Annotated in this window: 18 protein-coding genes; 14 read left to right on the top strand and 4 right to left on the bottom strand. The window is 68.0% G+C overall.

Annotation, left to right across the window (positions count from 1 at the left end; translation table 11 throughout):
- Positions 1 to 63: 63 nt before the first annotated feature.
- From ACFVVI_RS11550 to ACFVVI_RS11520, 7 genes are all read left to right on the top strand, one after another.
- Positions 64 to 2,112 carry a cytochrome c oxidase assembly protein gene (locus tag ACFVVI_RS11550; RefSeq protein WP_378995547.1) on the top strand — a complete coding sequence of 683 codons (2,049 nt, stop codon included), beginning with the start codon at positions 64 to 66 and terminating at the stop codon, positions 2,110 to 2,112.
- Complete coding sequence (locus tag ACFVVI_RS11545; protein WP_387445200.1) at positions 2,109 to 3,086, top strand: serine/threonine dehydratase; 978 nt, start codon at positions 2,109 to 2,111, stop codon at positions 3,084 to 3,086. The genes ACFVVI_RS11550 and ACFVVI_RS11545 overlap by 4 nt, the downstream gene beginning before the upstream one ends.
- Before the next feature lie 127 nt (positions 3,087 to 3,213).
- Positions 3,214 to 3,780 (top strand): single-stranded DNA-binding protein, encoded by a 567-nt coding sequence (locus tag ACFVVI_RS11540; protein WP_378995551.1) that lies wholly within the window; start codon positions 3,214 to 3,216, stop codon positions 3,778 to 3,780.
- A 69-nt stretch (positions 3,781 to 3,849) separates the two neighbouring features.
- Entirely contained in the window at positions 3,850 to 5,526 is a 1,677-nt protein-coding gene (gene ettA, locus ACFVVI_RS11535; RefSeq protein WP_378995554.1) for an energy-dependent translational throttle protein EttA, read from the top strand.
- Between the two features lie 233 nt (positions 5,527 to 5,759).
- On the top strand, positions 5,760 to 10,646 hold the full coding sequence (locus ACFVVI_RS11530; RefSeq protein WP_387445199.1) for an NAD-glutamate dehydrogenase: 4,887 nt from the start codon (positions 5,760 to 5,762) through the stop codon (positions 10,644 to 10,646).
- Positions 10,647 to 10,687: 41 nt separating this feature from the next.
- Complete coding sequence (locus ACFVVI_RS11525; protein ID WP_378995642.1) at positions 10,688 to 11,113, top strand: acyl-CoA thioesterase; 426 nt, start codon at positions 10,688 to 10,690, stop codon at positions 11,111 to 11,113.
- A gap of 4 nt (positions 11,114 to 11,117) precedes the next feature.
- Positions 11,118 to 11,792 (top strand): hypothetical protein, encoded by a 675-nt coding sequence (locus ACFVVI_RS11520; protein ID WP_378995558.1) that lies wholly within the window; start codon positions 11,118 to 11,120, stop codon positions 11,790 to 11,792.
- Between the two features lie 107 nt (positions 11,793 to 11,899).
- Here the strand turns inward: ACFVVI_RS11520 and ACFVVI_RS11515 are convergent, their stop codons facing one another.
- The gene (locus tag ACFVVI_RS11515; RefSeq protein WP_387445198.1) at positions 11,900 to 12,220 is read right to left on the bottom strand and encodes an AzlD domain-containing protein; all 321 of its coding nucleotides are present in this window, start codon (positions 12,218 to 12,220) and stop codon (positions 11,900 to 11,902) included.
- Positions 12,217 to 12,909, bottom strand: coding sequence for an AzlC family ABC transporter permease (locus tag ACFVVI_RS11510; protein ID WP_378995562.1), 693 nt, complete (start codon positions 12,907 to 12,909; stop codon positions 12,217 to 12,219). The genes ACFVVI_RS11515 and ACFVVI_RS11510 overlap by 4 nt, the downstream gene beginning before the upstream one ends.
- A 67-nt stretch (positions 12,910 to 12,976) precedes the next feature.
- On the opposite strand from ACFVVI_RS11510, the gene ACFVVI_RS11505 reads away from it, so the two are divergent.
- Positions 12,977 to 13,546 (top strand): helix-turn-helix domain-containing protein, encoded by a 570-nt coding sequence (locus ACFVVI_RS11505; protein ID WP_101464034.1) that lies wholly within the window; start codon positions 12,977 to 12,979, stop codon positions 13,544 to 13,546.
- Between the two features lie 61 nt (positions 13,547 to 13,607).
- Here the strand turns inward: ACFVVI_RS11505 and ACFVVI_RS11500 are convergent, their stop codons facing one another.
- On the bottom strand, positions 13,608 to 14,321 hold the full coding sequence (locus ACFVVI_RS11500; RefSeq protein WP_378629923.1) for an HNH endonuclease: 714 nt from the start codon (positions 14,319 to 14,321) through the stop codon (positions 13,608 to 13,610).
- A gap of 164 nt (positions 14,322 to 14,485) precedes the next feature.
- Here ACFVVI_RS11500 and ACFVVI_RS11495 point away from each other — a divergent pair, with 164 nt between their 5' ends.
- From ACFVVI_RS11495 to ACFVVI_RS11480, 4 genes are all read left to right on the top strand, one after another.
- Complete coding sequence (locus ACFVVI_RS11495; protein ID WP_101464033.1) at positions 14,486 to 14,896, top strand: globin; 411 nt, start codon at positions 14,486 to 14,488, stop codon at positions 14,894 to 14,896.
- Between the two features lie 208 nt (positions 14,897 to 15,104).
- Positions 15,105 to 16,706: an alpha-amylase family glycosyl hydrolase gene (locus ACFVVI_RS11490; protein WP_387445197.1), complete on the top strand. Its 1,602-nt coding sequence runs from the start codon at positions 15,105 to 15,107 to the stop codon at positions 16,704 to 16,706.
- 74 nt (positions 16,707 to 16,780) lie between these two features.
- The gene (locus ACFVVI_RS11485; RefSeq protein ID WP_194829561.1) at positions 16,781 to 17,059 is read left to right on the top strand and encodes a hypothetical protein; all 279 of its coding nucleotides are present in this window, start codon (positions 16,781 to 16,783) and stop codon (positions 17,057 to 17,059) included.
- A complete protein-coding gene (locus ACFVVI_RS11480; protein ID WP_378995570.1) occupies positions 17,046 to 17,510 on the top strand; it encodes a DUF5130 domain-containing protein in 465 nt (154 codons plus the stop codon). Before ACFVVI_RS11485 ends, ACFVVI_RS11480 begins: the two co-directional genes overlap by 14 nt.
- A gap of 54 nt (positions 17,511 to 17,564) precedes the next feature.
- Here the strand turns inward: ACFVVI_RS11480 and ACFVVI_RS11475 are convergent, their stop codons facing one another.
- The gene (locus ACFVVI_RS11475; RefSeq protein WP_387445195.1) at positions 17,565 to 17,834 is read right to left on the bottom strand and encodes a helix-turn-helix domain-containing protein; all 270 of its coding nucleotides are present in this window, start codon (positions 17,832 to 17,834) and stop codon (positions 17,565 to 17,567) included.
- A gap of 154 nt (positions 17,835 to 17,988) precedes the next feature.
- On the opposite strand from ACFVVI_RS11475, the gene ACFVVI_RS11470 reads away from it, so the two are divergent.
- Positions 17,989 to 19,134: an MFS transporter gene (locus tag ACFVVI_RS11470; protein ID WP_387445194.1), complete on the top strand. Its 1,146-nt coding sequence runs from the start codon at positions 17,989 to 17,991 to the stop codon at positions 19,132 to 19,134.
- 63 nt (positions 19,135 to 19,197) lie between these two features.
- The gene (locus ACFVVI_RS11465; RefSeq protein WP_387445193.1) at positions 19,198 to 20,064 is read left to right on the top strand and encodes an alpha/beta fold hydrolase; all 867 of its coding nucleotides are present in this window, start codon (positions 19,198 to 19,200) and stop codon (positions 20,062 to 20,064) included.
- Positions 20,065 to 20,190 lie beyond the last annotated feature (126 nt).

Below are 20,190 nucleotides of genomic sequence, written 5' to 3'. Positions count from 1 at the left end.
GCGCAGGCTCGGGTGAGCGCCCCCTCGGGGCGTCGCCGGGCACGTCGAACTACCCTCGTTGTCATGTCGTTATCGCAGGACCCCACCGCTGGACCCGCCGTCGACGGCGGACCGTCGGCGGATACGGGTCCGGCGGCGCCGTTCGGTGTACTCAGCGTTGTGGCCGGGTGTATCGCCGCGGTTGTCGCGGCCATGGTGGTCGGGTTGTCGGCGGCGCATGCGCTCAGTTTGCTCGGTATACCCGATCCGGGGGCGTTGACAACATATGGATTGCCCGCGTTGCGCGCGGTGGCCGATCTGGCCGCCGCGATGACCGTCGGCTCTCTGTTGTTCGCGGCGTTCCTGCTGCCCCCGCGCGACGGCGGGCTGCTCGAGGTCGGCGGTTATCGGGCGGTGCGCCGCGCCTCCGACGCCGCGCTGGTGTGGGCCGCGAGCGCGGCGCTGCTGGTGCCGTTGACCGTGTCGGATACGACCGGTCAGCCGGTGAGTGCCATCTGGCGACCCGAAGTGCTGTGGCCGGTGATCACGCAGGTCGAGGTGGCGGGTGCCTGGCGGACAACAGTGTTGTTCGCGCTGATCGTGGCGATCGGCTGCCGGTGCGCGTTGCGCTGGGGCTGGACGCCGGTGCTGCTGGCAGGCGCGTTGGTGACCATGATGCCGCTGGCGCTGACCGGGCACTCGTCCTCCGGTGGCTCCCACGACGTGGCGACCAACTCCCTGATCCTGCACATGGTGTCGGCCTCGGTCTGGGTCGGCGGGCTGATCGCGGTGCTGGCGCACGCGATGCGTGGCGGCGCGAACACCGATATCGCCGCCCGCCGGTTCTCGGTGGCCGCGACCATCTCGATCGTGGTGATCGGCCTCAGCGGCGTCGTGAATGCCTGGGTGCGGGTGCCCGTTTCGGACCTGTTCACCACTACGTACGGCAGGCTGGTGCTCGCGAAAGCGGCCGCGCTGCTGGTGCTGGGCGCCATCGGCTACCTGCAGCGCCGGGCCGCGCTGCCCGCACTGGCCGCCGACTCGCGCGACCGCGGCGCGCTCATCCGTTTCGCCGGCGTGGAGATGCTGATCTTCGCGGCGACCATCGGCCTGGCAGTCGGCCTCGGCCGCACCCCGCCACCGCCGCCGACCACGGTGCCGACGCCGGTCGAAGTGGAGCTGGGCTACACCCTCGCTGGCCCGCCGACGGTGAGTCGCCTGCTGTTCGACTGGCGCTTCGACCTGATCTTCGGAACCCTGGCGATCGTGCTCGCCGCGCTGTATCTGCTCGGCGTCCACCGGCTGCGCAAGCGCGGCGATGCCTGGCCGATCGGGCGGACCATCGCCTGGTGCAGTGGCTGTCTGGTGCTGTTGCTGGCCACGTCGTCGGGGGTCGGGCGCTACGCACCGGCGATGTTCAGCGTGCACATGGGCGCGCACATGGCGTTGTCGATGCTGGCGCCGATCCTGCTCGCCCTCGGCGGCGCGGTGACCCTGGCATTGCGCGCGCTCCCGCCCGCGGGCCGCGGTGGTGTGCCGGGGCCGCGCGAGTGGATTCTGGCGGCCGTGCACAACCCGGTCTCGCGGTTCCTCACCCAGCCGGTGGTGGCGTCGCTGATCTTCGTCGCCGGGTTCTACGCGCTGTATCTGGGCGGAATCTTCGACACCTACGTCGACTCGCACGCCGCCCACCTGATGATGAACACGCACTTCCTGCTCAGCGGCTACCTGTTCTACTGGGTGGTGATCGGCATCGATCCCAAGCCGCGCGAGGTCGCGCCGCTGACCAAGCTCGCGATGGTGTTCGGCACGCTGCCGTTCCACGCGTTCTTCGGCATCGCGCTGATGAGCATGACCACCGTGCTGGGCGACTGGTTCTATCGCACCCTCGACCTCGGCTGGAACATCGACCTGCTCGCCGACCAGCGTAACGGCGGCAGTTTCGCCTGGGCCAGCGGTGAGGTGCCGCTGGTGGTGGTGATGCTCGCCCTGCTGATCCAGTGGTCACGCAGCGACACCAAGCTGGCCAAGCGCACCGACCGGGCCGCCGATCGCGACAACGACGCCGACCTGACCGCCTACAACGCGATGTACGCCGAGCTGGCGCGGCGTGACGGCGAGGTCCGCCGGTGAGCGGATTCGGTGTGCCGTCGAGCGAATCGACCGAGCGGGCCGAACCGGAGCGGGTGCTGCGCACCGATGTGCGGGCGGCGCGGCGGCGGCTGACCGGGCGGGTACGCAAGACACCGGTGTTCCACACGAGTGTGGACGGGCCGAACGGGCCGGTGCCGGTGTCACTGAAAATGGAATTCCTGCAGCACGGCGGCACATTCACGGTGCGTGGCGCGCTCAACGCCCTGTTGTCGGCAGGCAGCGGCGCCGATCACGTGGTTGTCGCCTCGGCGGGCAACGCGGGCATCGCGGTGGCGCTGGCCGCGGCACAGCTCGGCAAGGAATGCACGGTTGTCGTGCCGGAATCCGCGCCGCACACCAAGGTGGCCGCGATGTGGGCGCACGGCGCCGAAGTGCTCTGGCACGGAACGACGTACGCCGAGGCGCAACGCCGGGCGCTCACCCTGGCCGCCGAGCGCGGGGCCGACCATCTGCATGCCTACGACATGCCCGCCGTGGTGGCGGGCGCCGGCGTCATCGGGCTCGAGCTGGAAGAACAGGTGCGCGGCAGGCCGCCGGTGCTGGCCGCGGTCGGCGGCGGCGGGCTGATCGCGGGCCTCGGGGCGGCACTGGGCAAGCGCAGGGAGATCGTCGGCATCGAATCCGAGCACATACCCGTGCTCTCGGCGGCACTCGCGGCGGGCGCGCCGGTCGATATCGACGTGGCCTCGTGCGCCACCGAACTGCTGTGCGCGACCAGGGTCGGCGACATCGCCTTCGACATCGCCCAGCGGCACCAGATGCCCGCGATCGCGGTGGCCGACGACGCGGTCGCCGCCGCCCGCGAATACCTCTGGCGGGAGTTCCGCGTGGTGGTCGAGCTCGAAGGTGCCGCCGCGCTGGCCGCCGTGCAGAGCGGTGTGTACACACCCGAGCCCGGCGTACGGCCGATCGTGGTGCTGTGCGGAGCGAACACCGAGCTTCCCGTGCTCTGACACCGACGTTGTCCACAACTGCCCGATTCATCCACAGATCGACTGCGCGCGCCCCACACTCCCGTTCGCCAGGTCATTCTTGGGTGGTCAGAGCGAAAACGGTGGATTCGAGCGGGGGGCGAGCACGATGTACGAGGCACACGCGACGGTGATCGGGACCGTCATCACCCATCCGGTGCGGCGCGATCTCAGCAACGGTGAGCAGATGCTCACGTTCCGGATGGCGAGTAATTCGCGGCGATTCGACGTCAAAACGGGGGAGTGGACCGACAACGGCACGTTGTATCTCACGGTCTCGTGCTGGCGCAGGCTGGTGGCAGGGGTGGATCGATCGTTGCATCGCGGCGACCCGGTGATCGCCTACGGGCAACTCCGCTCGCACGAGTACCGCGGCAAGGACGGAACCGAGCGGCGGGACCTCGAGATGCGCGCGGTCGCGGTCGGGCCCGATCTGGCGCGCTGCCACGCGAGCGTTGTTCGCCGGTCCGAGGGCCTGCGATCACTGCCGCATGCCGCGGTGCGGAATATTTCCGATGCCCGCGGCGCTGCCCTACCGAAGGCCGACGACGCTGCCACCGGGTATGCGTCGACCGAGGCCGTTGCCGTAGCCTGTACGACCGTGGCGGATCCTGTCCCCGCGCGATCGCCGGACGTGGTGTCGAGCACCAACGGTGCCGAGCAGGTTGACGCATGAGGGTCGTTTCCGCGGCACTCGACCCTTCCGTATCCCGTCCCCGTTTCTCCCACCGATAGGCTTCCGCGTATGGCTGAGTTCATTTATCAGATGATCAAGGTTCGCAAAGCACACGGCGACAAAGTCATCCTCGACGACGTGTACTTGAACTTCCTTCCCGGCGCCAAGATCGGTGTGGTGGGTCCCAACGGCGCGGGTAAATCCAGCGTGCTGAAGATCATGGCGGGACTGGACCGGCCGAACAACGGTGAGGCGTTCCTCGGCTCGGGCGCCACGGTCGGCATCCTGCAGCAGGAACCGCCGCTCAACGAGGAGAAGACCGTCCGCGGCAACGTGGAGGAGGGCCTCGGCGAGGTCAAGGTCAAGCTGGATCGGTTCAACGAGATCGCTGAACTGATGGCCACCGACTACTCCGACGAGCTCATGGACGAAATGGGCAAGCTCCAGGAGTTCCTCGACCACGCCGACGCCTGGGATGTCGACTCCCAGCTCGAGCAGGCCATGGACGCGCTGCGCTGCCCGCCGCCGGACGAGCCGGTCACCAACCTCTCCGGTGGTGAGCGCCGCCGCGTCGCGCTGTGCAAGTTGCTGCTGAGCAAGCCCGATCTGCTGCTGCTCGACGAACCGACCAACCACCTCGACGCCGAGAGTGTGCTCTGGCTCGAGAAGCACCTCGCCGACTACCCGGGCGCCGTGCTGGCCGTCACCCACGACCGGTACTTCCTCGACAATGTCGCCGAGTGGATCCTCGAGCTCGACCGCGGGCGTGCCTACCCCTACGAGGGCAACTACTCCACCTACCTGGAGAAGAAGGCGCAGCGTCTCGAGGTCCAGGGCAAGAAGGACCAGAAGCTGCAGAAGCGCCTCAAGGACGAACTGGCCTGGGTGCGGTCCGGCGCCAAGGCCCGCCAGGCCAAGAACAAGGCTCGCCTCGGCCGTTACGAGGAGATGGCGGCCGAGGCCGAGAAGCACCGTAAGTTGGACTTCGAGGAGATCCAGATCCCCGCCGGTCCGCGACTGGGCGACATCGTGGTCAACGTGTCGAACCTGGACAAGGGCTTCGGCGATCGTCAGCTCATCAAGGATCTGTCCTTCACGCTGCCGCGCAACGGTATCGTCGGCGTCATCGGACCCAACGGTGTCGGTAAGACGACGTTGTTCAAGACCATCGTCGGTCTCGAATCACCCGACAGCGGTGAGGTGAAGGTCGGCGAGACGGTCAAGCTGAGCTATGTCGACCAGAACCGCGGCGGCATCGACCCGAAGAAGAACGTCTGGCAGGTCGTCTCCGAAGGTCTGGACTTCATCCAGGTCGGCAACCAGGAGATGCCCTCGCGCGCCTACGTCAGCGCGTTCGGCTTCAAGGGGCCGGACCAGCAGAAGCCGGCGGGTGTGCTCTCCGGTGGTGAGCGCAACCGCCTGAACCTGGCGCTGACCCTCAAGGAGGGTGGCAACCTGATCCTGCTCGACGAACCGACCAACGACCTCGACGTCGAAACCCTCAGTTCGCTCGAGAACGCGCTCGATCAGTTCCCCGGCTGTGCCGTCGTGATCTCCCACGACCGGTGGTTCCTCGATCGCACCTGCACCCACATCCTGGCGTGGGAGGGTGACAGCGACAATGACGCCAAGTGGTACTGGTTCGAGGGCAACTTCGAGGCGTACGAGGCGAACAAGATCGAGCGCCTGGGCGCCGAAGCCGCTCGCCCGCACCGTGTTACGCACCGCAAGCTGACGCGCGACTGATACGCGCGGCCCGCTCGACGGCCCGGTGGAACGATCTGTGAACGGTCGCTCCGCCGGGCCGTCGGCGTTGTGCCGATCGGTGCTCCCTGGCGTTCACCCAGCATTCTTCAAGTTACCGGCGCGGCAAGCCCGAATTCCCTCAGCGTGTTCGAGTACCCGGAGCTAGTCTCGAAAATGCGTCACCTGCGTTGCGAAATCGAAGCGAACCACAATCCATGGGAGTGGGCTAAACGATGACGGTCTCGTCGGAAATCTCCAGCGCGGCGTGGGCCGCGGGAATGCCGCAGAGCTTGCGCGGCGATCTCGCGACCCTCGAGGAGGCGTATTTCCGACACGTCGATGCCGGTGACGTGGACTTCCCGATCCCCGGAATCACCCAGATCTTCCGGCACCACATGGAATTGGCCGCCGTGCGGATGCCGGGTAAGGCCAGCGTGCGGGTGCACCATCCCGACGACGGGACCGGGATGGGTGCCGCGGTGCAGGTCGTCACCGACGACATGCCGCTGCTGGTGGAGTCGATCACCGCGGCGCTGGGCCGGATGCAGGTGAGTGTCTCCGAGGTGATCCACCCGATCTTCGAGGTCATCCGCGACGAGGAAGGCCACCTCACCGGCGCCGCGGCGCACGAGGTGGACGGCCACGGCGCGACCGGGCTGACCGAATCGTGGATGCACCTGCAGCTGCACCCGTCGACCGGCCGGGCCCAGCTCGATCACATCGAACGCACCATGCCCGAGGTGATCGACGATGTCCGCCAGGTGATCGACGACACCGAGGCCATGGCCGCGGTGCAGAGCTCGCTGGCCGACGCGCTCGACCGGTCCGCCGCCCAGGGCTCCACGCCGTTCCCCGCTGTCGATGTGGCCGATTGCGCCCAGCTGCTGCGGTGGCTGGCCGCGGGCAACTTCACCCTGCTGGGGTATGCCCGCTACCGGCGCGGCGTCGAGGACGGCCACACGGTCTCGACCGTGGTGCCCGGTGCGAGCCTGGGTGTGCTCCGGCCCGATGTCGGCACCGATTTCAAAGTGCCCATCAACGGCGAAGACCGCCCGTTGCTGCTGCTCACCCAGGGCCTGGTGCGCGCGACAGTGCACCGCTCGGTGTACCCGTATTTCGTCGGTGTCGCCGATGTCGACGAGACGGGCGCCGAGGTGGGGGTGCACCTGTTCATCGGCGTGTTCACCGTCAGCGCGGTGCACGAGAACGTGCTCGACATCCCGGTGATCAATCGCCGGGTGCGGACCGCGATCGAGGGCGCCGGGTTCGACAAGGACTCCTTCTCCGGGCAGGCGATGCTCGAGGTGATCGAGTCGTTCCCGCGCACCGAACTGTTCTCGGCCGACACCGAAACCATGCGCCGCACCGCCGTCGCGGTCCTCGGCGTCGGCCTGCGCAGGCAGGTCCGGCTCTTCCTGCGCAGCGACGGCTACGGCCGCTTCGTGGCCTGCATGGTGTATTTGCCGCGCGATCGTTACACCACCGCTGTACGCCTGGAGATGCAGGAGATCCTGGTCGCCGAACTCGGTGGCGTGGATATCGACTACTCGGCGCGGGTGAGCGAAAGTGAGCTCGCCAGTGTGTATTTCACGGTGATGATGCCCGCCGAGGCCACCGGCGAGGCAGGCCCCGACACCTCCGAGGACAACCGGCTGCGTTTGCAGGGCCTGCTCAACGCCGCCAGCCACACCTGGGACGACCGGATCGGTGATGCGGTCGCCTCCTCTACCGTGCTCGATCCCGCTGTGGTCAAACGGTATTCGGAGGCGCTGCCCGAAAGCTACAAAGAGGACTTCGCGCCCGCCCGCGCGCTGGCCGACATCGTGCGTCTCGAGCGACTCACCGAAGGCGGCATCAGGCAGCACCTCTACCGCAGGCCCGAAGCGGAGCCCGGTTCGTGGCGCTTCAGCCTCTACATCGCCGGTTCCGGTGTCTCGCTGAGCCAGGTCCTCCCGGTCTTGCAGAGCCTGGGTGTCGAGGTGGTCGACGAACGGCCCTACCAGCTCGAACACGAAGGCGGCACCGAGCGCTGGATCTACGATTTCGGTTTGCAGGCTCGCCCGGAGCTGCTGCGCAACGCACTGGGCGGCGATCTCGACGCCGCACTGCTCGAGGCCCCCGGCCAGCTCGACGCCCTGCGTACCCGGTTCACCGACGCCTTCGAGGCGGTCTGGTACGACCGGGCCGAAGCCGACGGTCTCAACGAACTCGTGCTGCGTGCCGGCCTGCCGTGGCGGTCGGTCGCGATCCTGCGCGCGTACGCGAAATACCTGCAGCAGGCCGGATTCCCGTACTCCCAGGTCAATATCGCCCGTGTGCTGCTGGCCCATCCGGAGGTCGCGCGCGATTTCGTCGACCTGTTCGCCGCCCGCTTCGATCCGGCCATCGTCTCCGCCGAGGCCGCCGTCGAGCTCGAGACCCGGGTGCGGGCCGGGATCGACGAGGTGGTCAGCATGGACGCCGACCGCATCCTGCGTGCCATCCTCGGCCTGATCAAAGCCACGCTGCGAACCAACAACTATGTTCTCGACGACGAAGGTCGCCCACGCGACTACCTGGCACTGAAGGTCGAGCCGCGCGAGATCGCCGAATTGCCCAAGCCGCGACCGCAATTCGAGATCTTCGTGTACTCGCCGCGGGTCGAGGGCGTGCACCTGCGGTTCGGCTCGGTAGCGCGTGGCGGCCTGCGCTGGTCCGACCGGCTCGAGGACTTCCGCACCGAGATCCTCGGGCTGGTGAAGGCGCAGGCGGTGAAGAACGCGGTGATCGTGCCGGTCGGCGCCAAGGGCGGTTTCGTGGTGAAGCGTCCGCCCGCCCCGATCGGTGACCCGGCCGTCGACCGCCAGGCGAGTATCGCCGAGGGCGTCGCCTGCTACCGCACCTTCATCTCCGGGTTGCTCGACGTCACCGACAACGTCGACCTGGCCACCGGCGCGGTGCTGCCGCCCGATCGGGTGGTCCGCCGCGACGGCGACGACACCTACCTGGTGGTCGCCGCCGACAAAGGCACCGCCAGCTTCTCCGATATCGCCAACGATGTGGCCACCCGCTACGGCTTCTGGCTCGGCGACGCCTTCGCCTCGGGCGGCTCGGCGGGCTACGACCACAAGGCGATGGGCATCACCGCAAAGGGGGCGTGGGAAGCGGTCAAACGCCACTTCCGTGAGATGGACATCGACACCCAGAGCCAGGAATTCACCGTGGTCGGCGTCGGCGACATGAGCGGTGACGTATTCGGCAACGGCATGCTGCTCTCGCCGCACATCCGGCTGGTCGCCGCGTTCGACCACCGGCACATCTTCCTCGACCCGAACCCCGACGCGTCGAGCTCCTTCGCCGAACGTGAGCGCTTGTTCGCGCTGCCGCGATCCTCGTGGGCCGACTACGACCGGAGCCTGATCAGCGAGGGCGGCGGCGTGTTCGAACGGACCGTGAAGTCGGTGCCGATCTCGCCGCAGGCACGGACGGCGCTCGGCCTGCCCGACTCGGTGCAGACGCTCTCGCCGCCGGAGTTGGTGCGCGCGATCCTGCTCGCACCGGTGCAGTTGCTGTGGAACGGCGGCATCGGCACCTATGTGAAGGCGAGCACCGAATCCAACGCCGAGGTGGGTGACAAGTCCAACGACGCGGTGCGCGTCGACGGAAACCAATTGCGGGTCAAGGTGATCGGCGAAGGTGGCAACCTGGGGGCCACCGCGCTCGGCCGGATCGAGTTCTGCCGTGCGGGCGGCAAGATGAACACCGACGCACTCGACAACTCCGCGGGCGTCGACTGCTCCGACCATGAGGTCAATATCAAGGTCCTGCTCGACGGTGTGGTCAGCGCGGGCGGTCTCGCGCCCGCCGACCGCAATCCGCTGCTGGCCTCGATGACCGACGAGGTCGCTCGAATGGTGTTGCACGACAACGTCGATCAGAACACCTTGATCGGTATCGCCCGCACCGACGCGCCCCAGATGCTCAATGTGCACGGTCGTGTGATCGCCGACCTCGAACAGCGACGTGGCCTCGACCGGGAGCTCGAAGCGCTGCCGTCGACCGCCGAGCTGGCTCGCCGTGGCGAGGAGGGCGCCGGGCTCGCCTCACCCGAGCTGGCCAACCTGCTCGCGCACGTGAAGCTCGGCCTCAAGGCCGACCTGCTCGACACCGACCTGCCCGACAGCGCCTACTTCGCGAGGAAACTGCCCCTGTACTTCCCGACGCCGCTGCGGGAGCAGTTCGGCGCCGCCATCAAGAAGCACCGGCTGCGCCGCGAGATCGTCACCACGATGATCGTCAACGAGGTCGTCGACTACGGCGGCATCACCTACGCCCACCGCCTCAACGAAGAGGTCGGCGCCACCACCACCGATACGGTGCGTGCGTTCGCCGCGGCCACCGAGATCTTCCAGCTCCATGACGTGTGGTCGCGCATCCGCGGCGCCGACGCGGCCGCCGGAGTCTGTGACCTGCTCGAATTGGAATCCAAGCGGACGCTGGACCGCGCATCGCGCTGGCTGCTGAGCAACCGGCCGCAGCCGATCGCGGTCGGCGCCGAGATCAACCGCTATCACCGCCGGGTCCAGGAATTGGCGCCGCAGGTGCCGGGCTGGTTGCGCGGGCACCATGTCACCTCCCTCACCCAGGGCGCCGCCGAGCTGATCGCCCGCGGTGCGCCGACCGACCTGGCCACCGAGGTGTTCGGGCTGCTCGGGTTGTTCCCGCTGCTCGACATCGTCGACATCGCCGACATCACCGATCGCGACGGCGCCGAGGTGGGCGCCCTGTACTACGCGCTCAACGACCATCTCAAGATCGACTGGCTGCTCGAGGCGGTGAGCCATCTCGAACGCGGCGATCGCTGGCACGCGCTGGCCCGGCTCGCTCTGCGCGACGACATGTACGGTTCGTTGCGCTCGCTCACCCTCGATGTGCTGTCCGCGGGTGACCCGGAGGAAACTCCCGACGAAAAAATTGCATACTGGGAGTCGAAGAACCAGTCCAGGCTGGGCCGTGCGCGCGCGGCCCTGTCGGAGCTGTTCGAGTCCGGGACCCACGACCTCGCCACACTGTCGGTTGCCGCGCGACAGGTGCGGAGCATGGTGAGCGGGGTGGGCGCCCAATCGGAGGTACCACGGTGACGAGTTCGCCGAACGGCAACACCGGCACGCCCGCACCGGAGCTGGTGTTGCCGCAGCGTTTTCACGCGAAGGTCGAGATCCGCTGGTCGGATATGGACGTGTTCCAGCACGTCAACCACGCTCGGATGGTGACCCTGCTGGAAGAGGCGCGGATTCCGTGGCTGTTCGACGACGACAAGCCGACGGCGTCGATGGGGCGGCAGGGGTGTGTGCTGGTCGACCTGCATGTGAAGTACCGCGGACAGTTGCGGCACGAGGACACCCCGCTCGACATCGCCATGTGGGTCAAGCAATTGCGCGCGGTCGATTTCACCATCGGTTACGAGGTGCGGGCCAACGGCGCGGCTCCCGATTCGCCGCCCGCGGTGATCGCGACCACCCAGCTCGCCGCGTTCGACATCGACACCCAGCGGCTGCGCAGGCTCAGCGAGTCCGAGCGCGGCTACCTGGCACTGTGGCGGGCCTGATTACGTGAGCTCCTCCGAACAACGGGTGCTCCACACGCCCGACCCGGCCGAACGCGAAAACCTGGCCACCTTCCTCGGTCGCGCCCTCCGGCTGGACCCGGCCGCTGTCGTCCGATTGCGGCGGCGTGGTTCCAGTCTCGTATCCGCGTGGGTGGCAACGGGGTTCGAGACGCTGGCGGTGCGCACGATCACCGCGGAACTCGGTGTCGACGATGTCACCGTCGGTGCGGACACGGTGCTCGCGGGACTGGGTACCGGCCATCCGATCGACCTCGGTTACTCGATGGACTCCGCCTGGCGCGGTGCCCTTCCGCCGACCGACGGCTTCTCGCATGTGGATGACGTTCCGGCGCGCACCCTGGTGGAGCTGGCCGAACGTGGCGCGGATGTGGCGCGCGAACACGGCGGTCCCAAAGGGCCGCCCGCGTCGCTTCTCGACCAGTCGGTTCTTACGGTTACCGGGACCGGTGATCTCGAGGTGCAGGTGCCGATGCGCGTTGTCTTCGCGCTCACTGCGATGGATTTCATTCCGCATGCGGGGGAGAAGGCGGAGTCGCGTCGGATTCAGCCGTCGGAGCTGGTGCGGGTGCGGGCTACTCGGACGTGGTTGCGGTTGGATGCTCGGTACGGGTCTGTCGCGCGGCGATTGGGTGGCGGGATTCCGTTGTCGCCCAGTTGAGCTGGGCGGATCAGAGTCTCGGGTCGCGGTAACTCCGCACTCGAGGGGTCGCGGGGCTGAGGGTGCCGTCGTGGCGCAGCGTGGTTGGCAGTGAGGCCGCTCGGCGGTCAGTGCACGCCGACGAGGCGTAGCAGAGCCGTTGTCGTGGCTGCTGCCAACACGGTGACGAGTAGAGGGGCGCGCCGCCACGCGAGGACTCCGCCCACGCCGACACCGGCGGGTAGGGCGACGCCGAGGTGGCCGGAGCCGGTCGGCAGCGTGGCTGTTGCTACCAGCGCGGCGAGCAGAATGAGGGCGCCGGTGTCCAGCAGGTGGATTGCCCGGGAGGACAGCCGCAGCCGATGGCGCATCGCGGGGCCGGTCCATCGCAGTGCGTAGGTTCCCACGGCGAGCGCCAACATGGCGGGCAGCAGATACGGCGCGTTCATGCCGCCACCGGTTCGCCGGTGGGGGTCGGTGGGCGTAGAGCGAAGACCAGTCCGCCCAGGGCGATCAGCACCGGGAGCCCGGCAGGCACGAACGGTGCGACCGCTACCGCCAACCCGGCACCGACCAGTACCGGCCGCAATGTTGCCCGGTCGCGCAGGGCGGGCAGGATCAGCGCGAGCAGGATCACCGGGAACACCGCGTCCAGGCCGAGCGCCGAGGTATCGGGTACGAGCGAACCCAGTGCCGCGCCGAGGGTGGCGCCCAGCGGCCAGCACAGTGCGACGCCGATACCGCAGGCCCAGTACGCGGCGCGTTTGCGTTCCTGATCACCGGGGGCCGTGGCGAAGGCGACGGACTCGTCGTTGAGGACGTGGATGCCGAGCGCTCGCTTCCAGCCGCGCCCGAACACCTCGGGCGCCGACAATCCGTACGGCAGGTGGCGCGCGTTGAGCAGCAGTCCGGCCACCACCGCCGCCAGCGGACTACCGCCGGCCGCGACGATCCCGAAGAACAGCAATTCCGAGCCGCCTGCCAGCACCGTGACCGCCATCACGATCGGCATCCACATCGGGAACCCGGCCGCGATCGTCGACGCGCCATAGGACACCCCGAACAGGCCGACGGCAAGGCACGCCGCGGCTACGGCAGCCACGGTTCTCCGGTCGAGTGTTCGCCAAATCGAACGCATGTTGTTTATATTGAACGCACGGGGTGGGTAAAGTCAACGCGGTATCGCCAGCCCTCAGGAGGCGTAGATGGACCGGCAGGACCCCGTCGTCGGACCGCCCCAGGCGGTGATCGCCGCGGCGCTGCGTCGTGAGCGCGCCCGCGCCGGCCTCTCGCTCACCGAGGTCGCTCATCGGGCGGGCGTCGCGAAATCCACACTGTCGCAACTGGAATCGGGCACCGGCAACCCCAGCCTGGAAACCCTGTGGGCGCTGTGCGTCGCCCTCGAAATGCCGTTCTCCCGGCTGCTCGATCCGCCGCGGGCCAACGTTCAGGTGATTCGCGCCGACGAGGGCGCACCCGTCCCCTCGGCCGACGCCGACTATCGGGTGACATTGCTCGCAGCGGGCCAGTCACACACTCGCTGTGATGTGTACCGCATCGCGGCCGAACCCGGCCACACTCGTCGCTCGGATCCGCACAGCCCGGGCGTCGTCGAGCATGTCGTCCTGGCGGCGGGCCGCGCCATGGCGGGCCCGGCGGACGAGCCCGTGGAGATGCGCCCCGGCGACTACATCCGCTACCTGGGCGATCTCCCTCACATCTTCGAAGCGCTCGAGCCGGGAACGTGGGCGACGATGGTCATCGAGAGCGCCTGAGCCGATCGAGCGCTGGTCAGGCGTAGCTCGCCTGCGTTCCGGCCATGCGCGGCTGTGCCTATCAGGCGGCCCCTTCGCCGAGGTACTGCAACCAGATCGGATCCAGATCGGCGGTGGTGGACAGCAACCGCCAATGCGGGCCCTTGGGCGAGACCAGCGGGTGGCGCAGGTGCCAGCCCAGGTCGGCCAGCATCTTGTCGGCCTTGCGGTGATTGCAGGGGGCGCAGCTGGCGACGCAGTTCTCCCACGAGTGCTCGCCGCCGCGACTGCGGGGGATCACGTGGTCGATGGTCTCGGCCTTGCCGCCGCAGTACCCGCATCGGTAGTGGTCGCGATGCATGAGCGCGGCGCGGGTCATCGGCACGCGGGCGCGGTAGGGCACCCGCACGTAGGTGCGCAGGCGGATGACGGACGGAATCGCCACTTCGGAGCCCGCGGAATGCAGGACCGGTCCTTCGGGATTGTCGTGAACGGCATCTGCTTTGGCGCAGATCAGCAGCACAACAGCGCGACGCGCGGACAGCGCGGTGAGCGGCTCGTAGGTGGCGTTGAGGAGGAGGACCCGGCGTTTGCGCCACGCGGCGGCGTCGTGGTCTCCGGCGAGATGCAGAGGCGCGGGGAGATGCGGCAGGTCGTGAAGACCGTGTGCGCCCGGATGGTGATCGGACAGGATATGCAGCGGAACAGCCCCCGAGCCACGATTGTGGACGTCGGCGGGCTGGAGTTGTCGGTGCGTGCGCGCCTCGTGTGAACGGGCGCTCGGTCGCTGCTTCATCCTCGTGACCTCAATTTCATGATTGGCAGGATCATGTGGTATCTGGGGCCGATACTGACCCCAGTTGACCATGGTTCCGGCGGTATTGCACGGCTATTTTTCAAACTTCCGGATGAACTGTGGTTGAAGGGCAGCGCGTTCGTGACCGTGGTGATCGGGGCACAATGGAGCGCGTGACTTCCGGTGAGCAGACAACGACCTCCTTCTACGAAGCCGTGGGCGGCGCGGAGACGTTTCGCCGTCTGGTGTCGGTGTTCTATCGCGAGGTCGCGGCCGACGAGATCCTGCGCCCGTTGTACCCGGAGGAGGACCTGGGTCCGGCCGAGCGCCGGTTCCGGATGTTCCTCGAACAGTACTGGGGCGGGCCGCGCACCTACTCCGACGAGCGCGGGCACCCGCGGCTGCGCATGCGCCACAATCCGTTCGTCATCGGGCCGCTCGAGCGCGACGCCTGGATGCGATGCATGCGGATCGCGGTCGGTGAGATCGAACCGTCGATCCTGGACGACGAACACCGCAAAGCCCTGCTGGACTACTTCCAGATGGCAGCGGCCTCCCTGCAAAACGCTCCGTAGCGGGACGAGAGCCCTATTGGGGCGCACTCGAGCCTTACGGGTGCCTGCTGTTCGCTGATAACCAGCGGATGGCCGCCCGGTTTCGCATCGATGCCGCCCTTTACCACGATGTTTCGCCGCGGCGTGGCGAACGCTGGTGATTTGCCGGATTCGCAGAAAGTCTCGCCCCGCCTGAATATTGCGGGCGATCTTTGGCAATATTGCGGGTGTGACACAGACACCTGCCTCGCCGGTGCCGGGGGAAGCAAGCACCGCTCCGTGGTGGAAAACCGCCGTGTTCTATCAGGTCTATCCGCGTTCGTTCGCCGACTCCGATGGTGACGGTGTCGGCGACCTGGGCGGGGTGCGCGAGAAGATGGGATACCTGGAGCTATTGGGCGTCGACGCGCTGTGGATCTGTCCGGTGATGCGGTCACCACAGGCCGACGGTGGTTACGACGTGTCCGATCCGCGCGACATCGACCCGCTCTTCGGCGGGTTGGGGGCGCTGGACGAGTTGATCGCCGAGGCGCACGACCGCGAGATCAAAGTGACGATGGATCTGGTGCCCAACCACACCAGCATCGAACACGCGTGGTTCGCCGAGGCGCTGGAGGCTGCGCCGGGCAGCCCGGAACGGGCTCGCTACCTCTTCCGGGACGGTCGCGGCAAGGACGGGGATGAGCCACCCAACAACTGGCCGAGCATTTTCGGCGGCCCCGCCTGGACCAGGATCACCGAACCCGACGGCTCTCCAGGACAGTGGTACCTGCACATCTTCGCGCCCGAACAACCCGACCTGAACTGGGACAACCCCGAGGTCGCCGACGATTTCGAGAAGACCCTGCGCTTCTGGCTCGACCGTGGCGTCGACGGTTTCCGCCTCGATGTCGCCCACGGGATGGCCAAACCCGAGGGACTGCCCGACATGGACCGGGTCGAGACCAAGATGCTCGTCCACGACGACGACGATCCCCGCTTCAACAACCCGGGCGTGCACGCCATTCACCGCCGCATCCGCACGGTGCTCGACGACTACCCGCACGCGGTGTCGATCGGCGAGGTGTGGGTCGACGACAACGTCCGCTTCGGCGAATACGTCCGTCCCGACGAGCTGCACCTGGCGTTCAACTTCCGCCTCGCCGAGACTCCCTTCACCGCGCAGGGCGTCCATGACGCGATCACACACTCCCTCGACGCGGTCGCCGACGCGGGCGCCCCGCCCACCTGGACGCTGTCCAATCACGACATCGAACGGGAGGTGACCCGCTACGGCGGTGGCAAGGCCGGCGTCGCGCGGGCGCGGGCGATGATGATGGTCGAACTCGCCCTGCCCGGTGCGGTGTTCATCTACAACGGCGCCGAATTGGCTCTGCCCAACGTCGACGACCTGCCCGAGGAGGTCTTGCAGGATCCGGTGTGGGAGCGCACGGGCCACACGGAACGTGGTCGTGACGGTTGCCGGGTCCCGATGCCGTGGGAGGGCCCGACCACGCCGTTCGGTTTCACCGTGGGTACGCCGTGGTTGCCGATCCCGGCCGACTGGGCCGACCGCACCGTCGAGGCGCAGCTGGAAACCCTGCACTCGACGCTGTCGCTGTACCGGCTGGCGATCGACCTGCGCGCCACCCGGCCGGAGTTCGCGGGCCAGCGGATCGAGTGGTACGGCAGTCCCGACGGCTGCCTCGCTTTCCGTCGGCCGGGCGGGTTGATCTGCGTGCTCAACGCCTCGGACGGCCCGATCCAGTTGCCGCCGGGGGAGGTGCTGTTGTCGAGCGCTCCGGTCGCCGACGACCGGTTGCCACCGAACGCGGCGGCCTGGTTGGTGTAGCACCGCCGGACACGCGGTGCGGGAACTGCCAGCCGGAGGATGAACTACTACACAGCATCGTCTACCGTTGGTGCGTGAGCATTCTCGAGACAGTGCTGATCTTCGTCGGCATCCCGGCCGCGATCTACTTCGCGATCGCGGGTTTGTCCTATCTCGGTAAGCCATTCCCCGGTGAGAAGCCGGCCCACTTCGCACTCGGGCAGAAGTGGACCCACCGGCCGGTGCTGTGGAGTGCTACCGATGAGGTGACCGCCGCGGCGGGGCACCACACCGCCGAGCCGCATGGCAGTCATGCGGCTCTCGAAACCGCGCATGCGGAGCTGATCGGAGGCCGGGCAAGTGGCAAGTTCTAATTGGCCCGCGGTGGTCGAGGCCGACCTGCCGCACGGGTTCGCCCTCACCAGCAGCGGCCGGGTGTCCGGCGTGCACGAGCCCGGCACCGTGTTCGACGAGGTGCCGTTCACCGATCGTGAACGCATCTCCCTCGACAACGCGCTCACCGAGGCGACCCGCGCCACCAAGGTCCGCTTCAACATCTACCTCGGTGACCTCGGCTCCGATCCGGCGGCCGGTGCCGACGCGATTCTGCCGAACACCCCGGAGTCGGCCGATTCGGTGCTCATCGCCGTGTCCCCGAACCAGGGCGCGATCGAGGTCCGTTCCGGTGCGAATGTGGCCGAGCGCGCCAACGACCGCATCTGCCAGCTCGGCGTCACCGCGGCGCTGGCCTCGTTCCGTCAGGGCAACTTGATCGACGGCCTGATCTCGGCCACCCGCGTGATGGCCGCCGCGATCGGCCGCTAGTTCGTTCTCCTCCGGACGGCGCGTTCACCTCATGGTGAACGCGCCGTTCGTGTGTCACGCGCCGGGCGTGCGGCGAAAGATGTCGGGGGACTGGCCGTTCCAGCGGCGGAACGCGCGGCGCAGGGTGCGGGCATCGGTGTAGCCGAGCTGGGCGGCGATCGACTGCACGGGGATGTCGGAGTCGCGCAGGGGCCGTTCGGCGCGGTCGCGGCGGGCGGCGTCGCGCCAGGTGGTGCCCGCTTCGGCGAGGCGCCGCTGGAAGGTGCGGGGGCTGAGGGCGAAGCAGGCGCCTCGGGCGGCGGCCGCGCTGGCTGAGCGCGACATGGACGGGCGTGAGCGCCGTTCGAGTGGCCTCGCGCATCCGCCGCAGCACAGTCGAGAGTATTCGTCTGGACCGACTTCCCGAGAAGGGAATGGGGCCGGACATCCGCCTGTTGTAACCATTCAAATGGCAATAGGCAGTTAGGAACTGATGGGCATGCGACGTGAGCATCTTGCCTGGGTGGGGCTGACGGCGATGACCGTCTCGTTCGGGCTCAACTTCACGATGGGTGTGTTCTTCGCGCCGACGGCCGCGTCGTACGGGGTGTCGGCGACGGCGCTGGCCGTGGCCGCCGCGCTGGGCACCACGGTCACCGGCCTGGCGCAGCAGGGTATCGGCAGGCTGCTCGATCTGCTCGGGCCCAAGCTCGTGCTGATCGGCGGGCTCACGCTGATCTCTAGCAGCTATCTGGTGCTGGCCACGGTGACCGAGACCTGGCAGTTCGTCGCGGCCTACGTGGTGCTCGGCGGATTGGGGTTCGCGTCGTCGTCGACCCTCACCGTGACCACCCTGCTCGGGCGGGCACACGGTCCGCAGGTAGGACCGGCCATGGCACGCGCCGCGATCGGCATCAACCTCGGCCAGCTGATCACGCCGTGGGCGGCGACCGCGCTGTTCGATCCGATCGGTGTGCGCGGCACCTTCGCGTTGCTCGGCGCGATCGGTCTGGCTTCGACCGCCGTGCTGTGGCTGCTGCTGCCCGCCGATCAGCGGGCGACGACCAGCGCAGGCGCCCGCGAATCGCTGGCGGACCGATGGAAAGTGCTGGTGTCCTTCGGTTTCCACGCGGCGACCCTGTACGTGGTCGTGTTGATGCTGCCGAAACACGCGGTGGAGCAGGGCTGGTCGGTGGCCGGTGCGGGCAGGCTCGTGGCGCTGGCCGCGCTGGCGGCCGGGCTGACCTCGGCCGCGATGGTGCGGCTGCTGCGGCACTACCCACCGGAATCACTACTGCGGGTGCTGTATTCGGTGCGCCTGGCCGCCTTGTTGCCCGCGGTGCTCGTGCCGGGGCCCGCGGTGCTGGTCGTGGTCGCGGTGCTGTTCGGTATCGCCTCGTTCCCCGTCATCCCGCTGACCATGGCCATCCTTTCGCGTGGTCTCGACCCCGCGCGGATGGGCCGCACGCTGGCGCCCGCGTGGGTGATCCACCAGCTCGCCGCCGCCACCGGGCTCGGCGTGGCCACCGTCGTGCACGCCCTCACCGACAGCTATCGCGGCTACTTCGCCCTCGGCCTGGTGTTCACCGTCGTTGCGGTCGGCCTGATCTCCCCGGTTCGCCGTCGCGTACCGGTCACCGTCTGAATCCCGCCCGGCCGAGCTTCCCGGGCTCGGCGCGAGTATCACCCACACAGAAAGAGATCCACGATGAACCAGATAAGCCACCACACCGTCGAGATCCAGGGCCGGTCGGTCTTCTACCGTGAAGCCGGCGACTCGGGCAAGCCGACTCTGCTTCTGCTGCACGGCTTCCCGTCCAGCTCGGCCATGTTTCGCAACCTGATTCCCGCACTGGCCGACGACTACCACGTGATCGCACCCGATCACCTCGGCTTCGGCCAGTCGGCGATGCCGGCGGTCGACGAATTCGACTACAGCTTCGACACGCTCACCGAGATCACCCTGGAACTGCTCGACACCCTCGGCATCGACCGTTTCGCGCTCTACATCCAGGACTACGGCGCCCCCATCGGCCTGCGCATCGCCTCGCGCAATCCGGAGCGGGTCACCGCGATCATCACCCAAAGCGGCAACGCCTACCTCGACGGCTTCACTCCGTTCTGGGACGTGTTGTTCGCGCATGCGAACGACCGCGCGACCCATGAGCCCGAAGTGCGCAAGCTGCTCGAGCTCGACGCGACGAAATGGCAGTACACGCACGGCGTTCCGGCCGACCGGCTCGCACTGGTCAGCCCGGATGCGTGGACCCTCGATCAGGCCTACCTCGACCGTCCCGGCAACAAGGAGATCCAGCTGCAGCTGTTCTTCGATTACAAGAACAACCTCGACGGTTACCCGGCCTTCCAGCAGTATTTCGCCGAGCATCGGCCGCCGACGCTCATCGCCTGGGGTGCCCACGACGAGATCTTCGGTGCCGACGGTGCCCACGCCTATCTGCGTGACCTGCCCGACGCCGAACTGCACCTGCTCGACGCGGGCCATTTCGCGCTGGAGACGCACGGACCCGAGATCGCCGCGCTGATCCGCGACTTCCTCGGCCGGGTGCTGGGCTGAGTACGGGTGGACGGCTGGGGGTCGTGGGGCGCCCGGCCGTCCGGACGGCATCGAGTAACCTGGTCGGCGGTTTATCGGCCACGTCATGGGCCGTCGGCGTATCGGGGGAAACTTGCACGCACGTAT

It is taken from the genome of Nocardia sp. NPDC058114 (genome assembly GCF_042884695.1).
GTDB lineage: Bacteria > Actinomycetota > Actinomycetes > Mycobacteriales > Mycobacteriaceae > Nocardia.
Note: the sequence above shows the minus strand (reverse complement) of the source record. Positions and strands in the feature narration are given on the sequence as shown.

Coding starts and splice junctions, on each gene's coding strand:
- ettA (WP_378995554.1), top strand. CDS start 3,850: ATGGCTGAGTTCATTTATCAGATGATCAAGGTTCGCAAAGCACACGGC.
- ACFVVI_RS11505 (WP_101464034.1), top strand. CDS start 12,977: ATGGACCGGCAGGACCCCGTCGTCGGACCGCCCCAGGCGGTGATCGCC.
- ACFVVI_RS11475 (WP_387445195.1), bottom strand. CDS start 17,834: ATGTCGCGCTCAGCCAGCGCGGCCGCCGCCCGAGGCGCCTGCTTCGCC.
- ACFVVI_RS11515 (WP_387445198.1), bottom strand. CDS start 12,220: ATGAACGCGCCGTATCTGCTGCCCGCCATGTTGGCGCTCGCCGTGGGA.
- ACFVVI_RS11510 (WP_378995562.1), bottom strand. CDS start 12,909: ATGCGTTCGATTTGGCGAACACTCGACCGGAGAACCGTGGCTGCCGTA.
- ACFVVI_RS11465 (WP_387445193.1), top strand. CDS start 19,198: ATGAACCAGATAAGCCACCACACCGTCGAGATCCAGGGCCGGTCGGTC.
- ACFVVI_RS11530 (WP_387445199.1), top strand. CDS start 5,760: ATGACGGTCTCGTCGGAAATCTCCAGCGCGGCGTGGGCCGCGGGAATG.
- ACFVVI_RS11500 (WP_378629923.1), bottom strand. CDS start 14,321: ATGAAGCAGCGACCGAGCGCCCGTTCACACGAGGCGCGCACGCACCGA.
- ACFVVI_RS11495 (WP_101464033.1), top strand. CDS start 14,486: ATGGAGCGCGTGACTTCCGGTGAGCAGACAACGACCTCCTTCTACGAA.
- ACFVVI_RS11550 (WP_378995547.1), top strand. CDS start 64: ATGTCGTTATCGCAGGACCCCACCGCTGGACCCGCCGTCGACGGCGGA.
- ACFVVI_RS11470 (WP_387445194.1), top strand. CDS start 17,989: ATGCGACGTGAGCATCTTGCCTGGGTGGGGCTGACGGCGATGACCGTC.
- ACFVVI_RS11540 (WP_378995551.1), top strand. CDS start 3,214: ATGTACGAGGCACACGCGACGGTGATCGGGACCGTCATCACCCATCCG.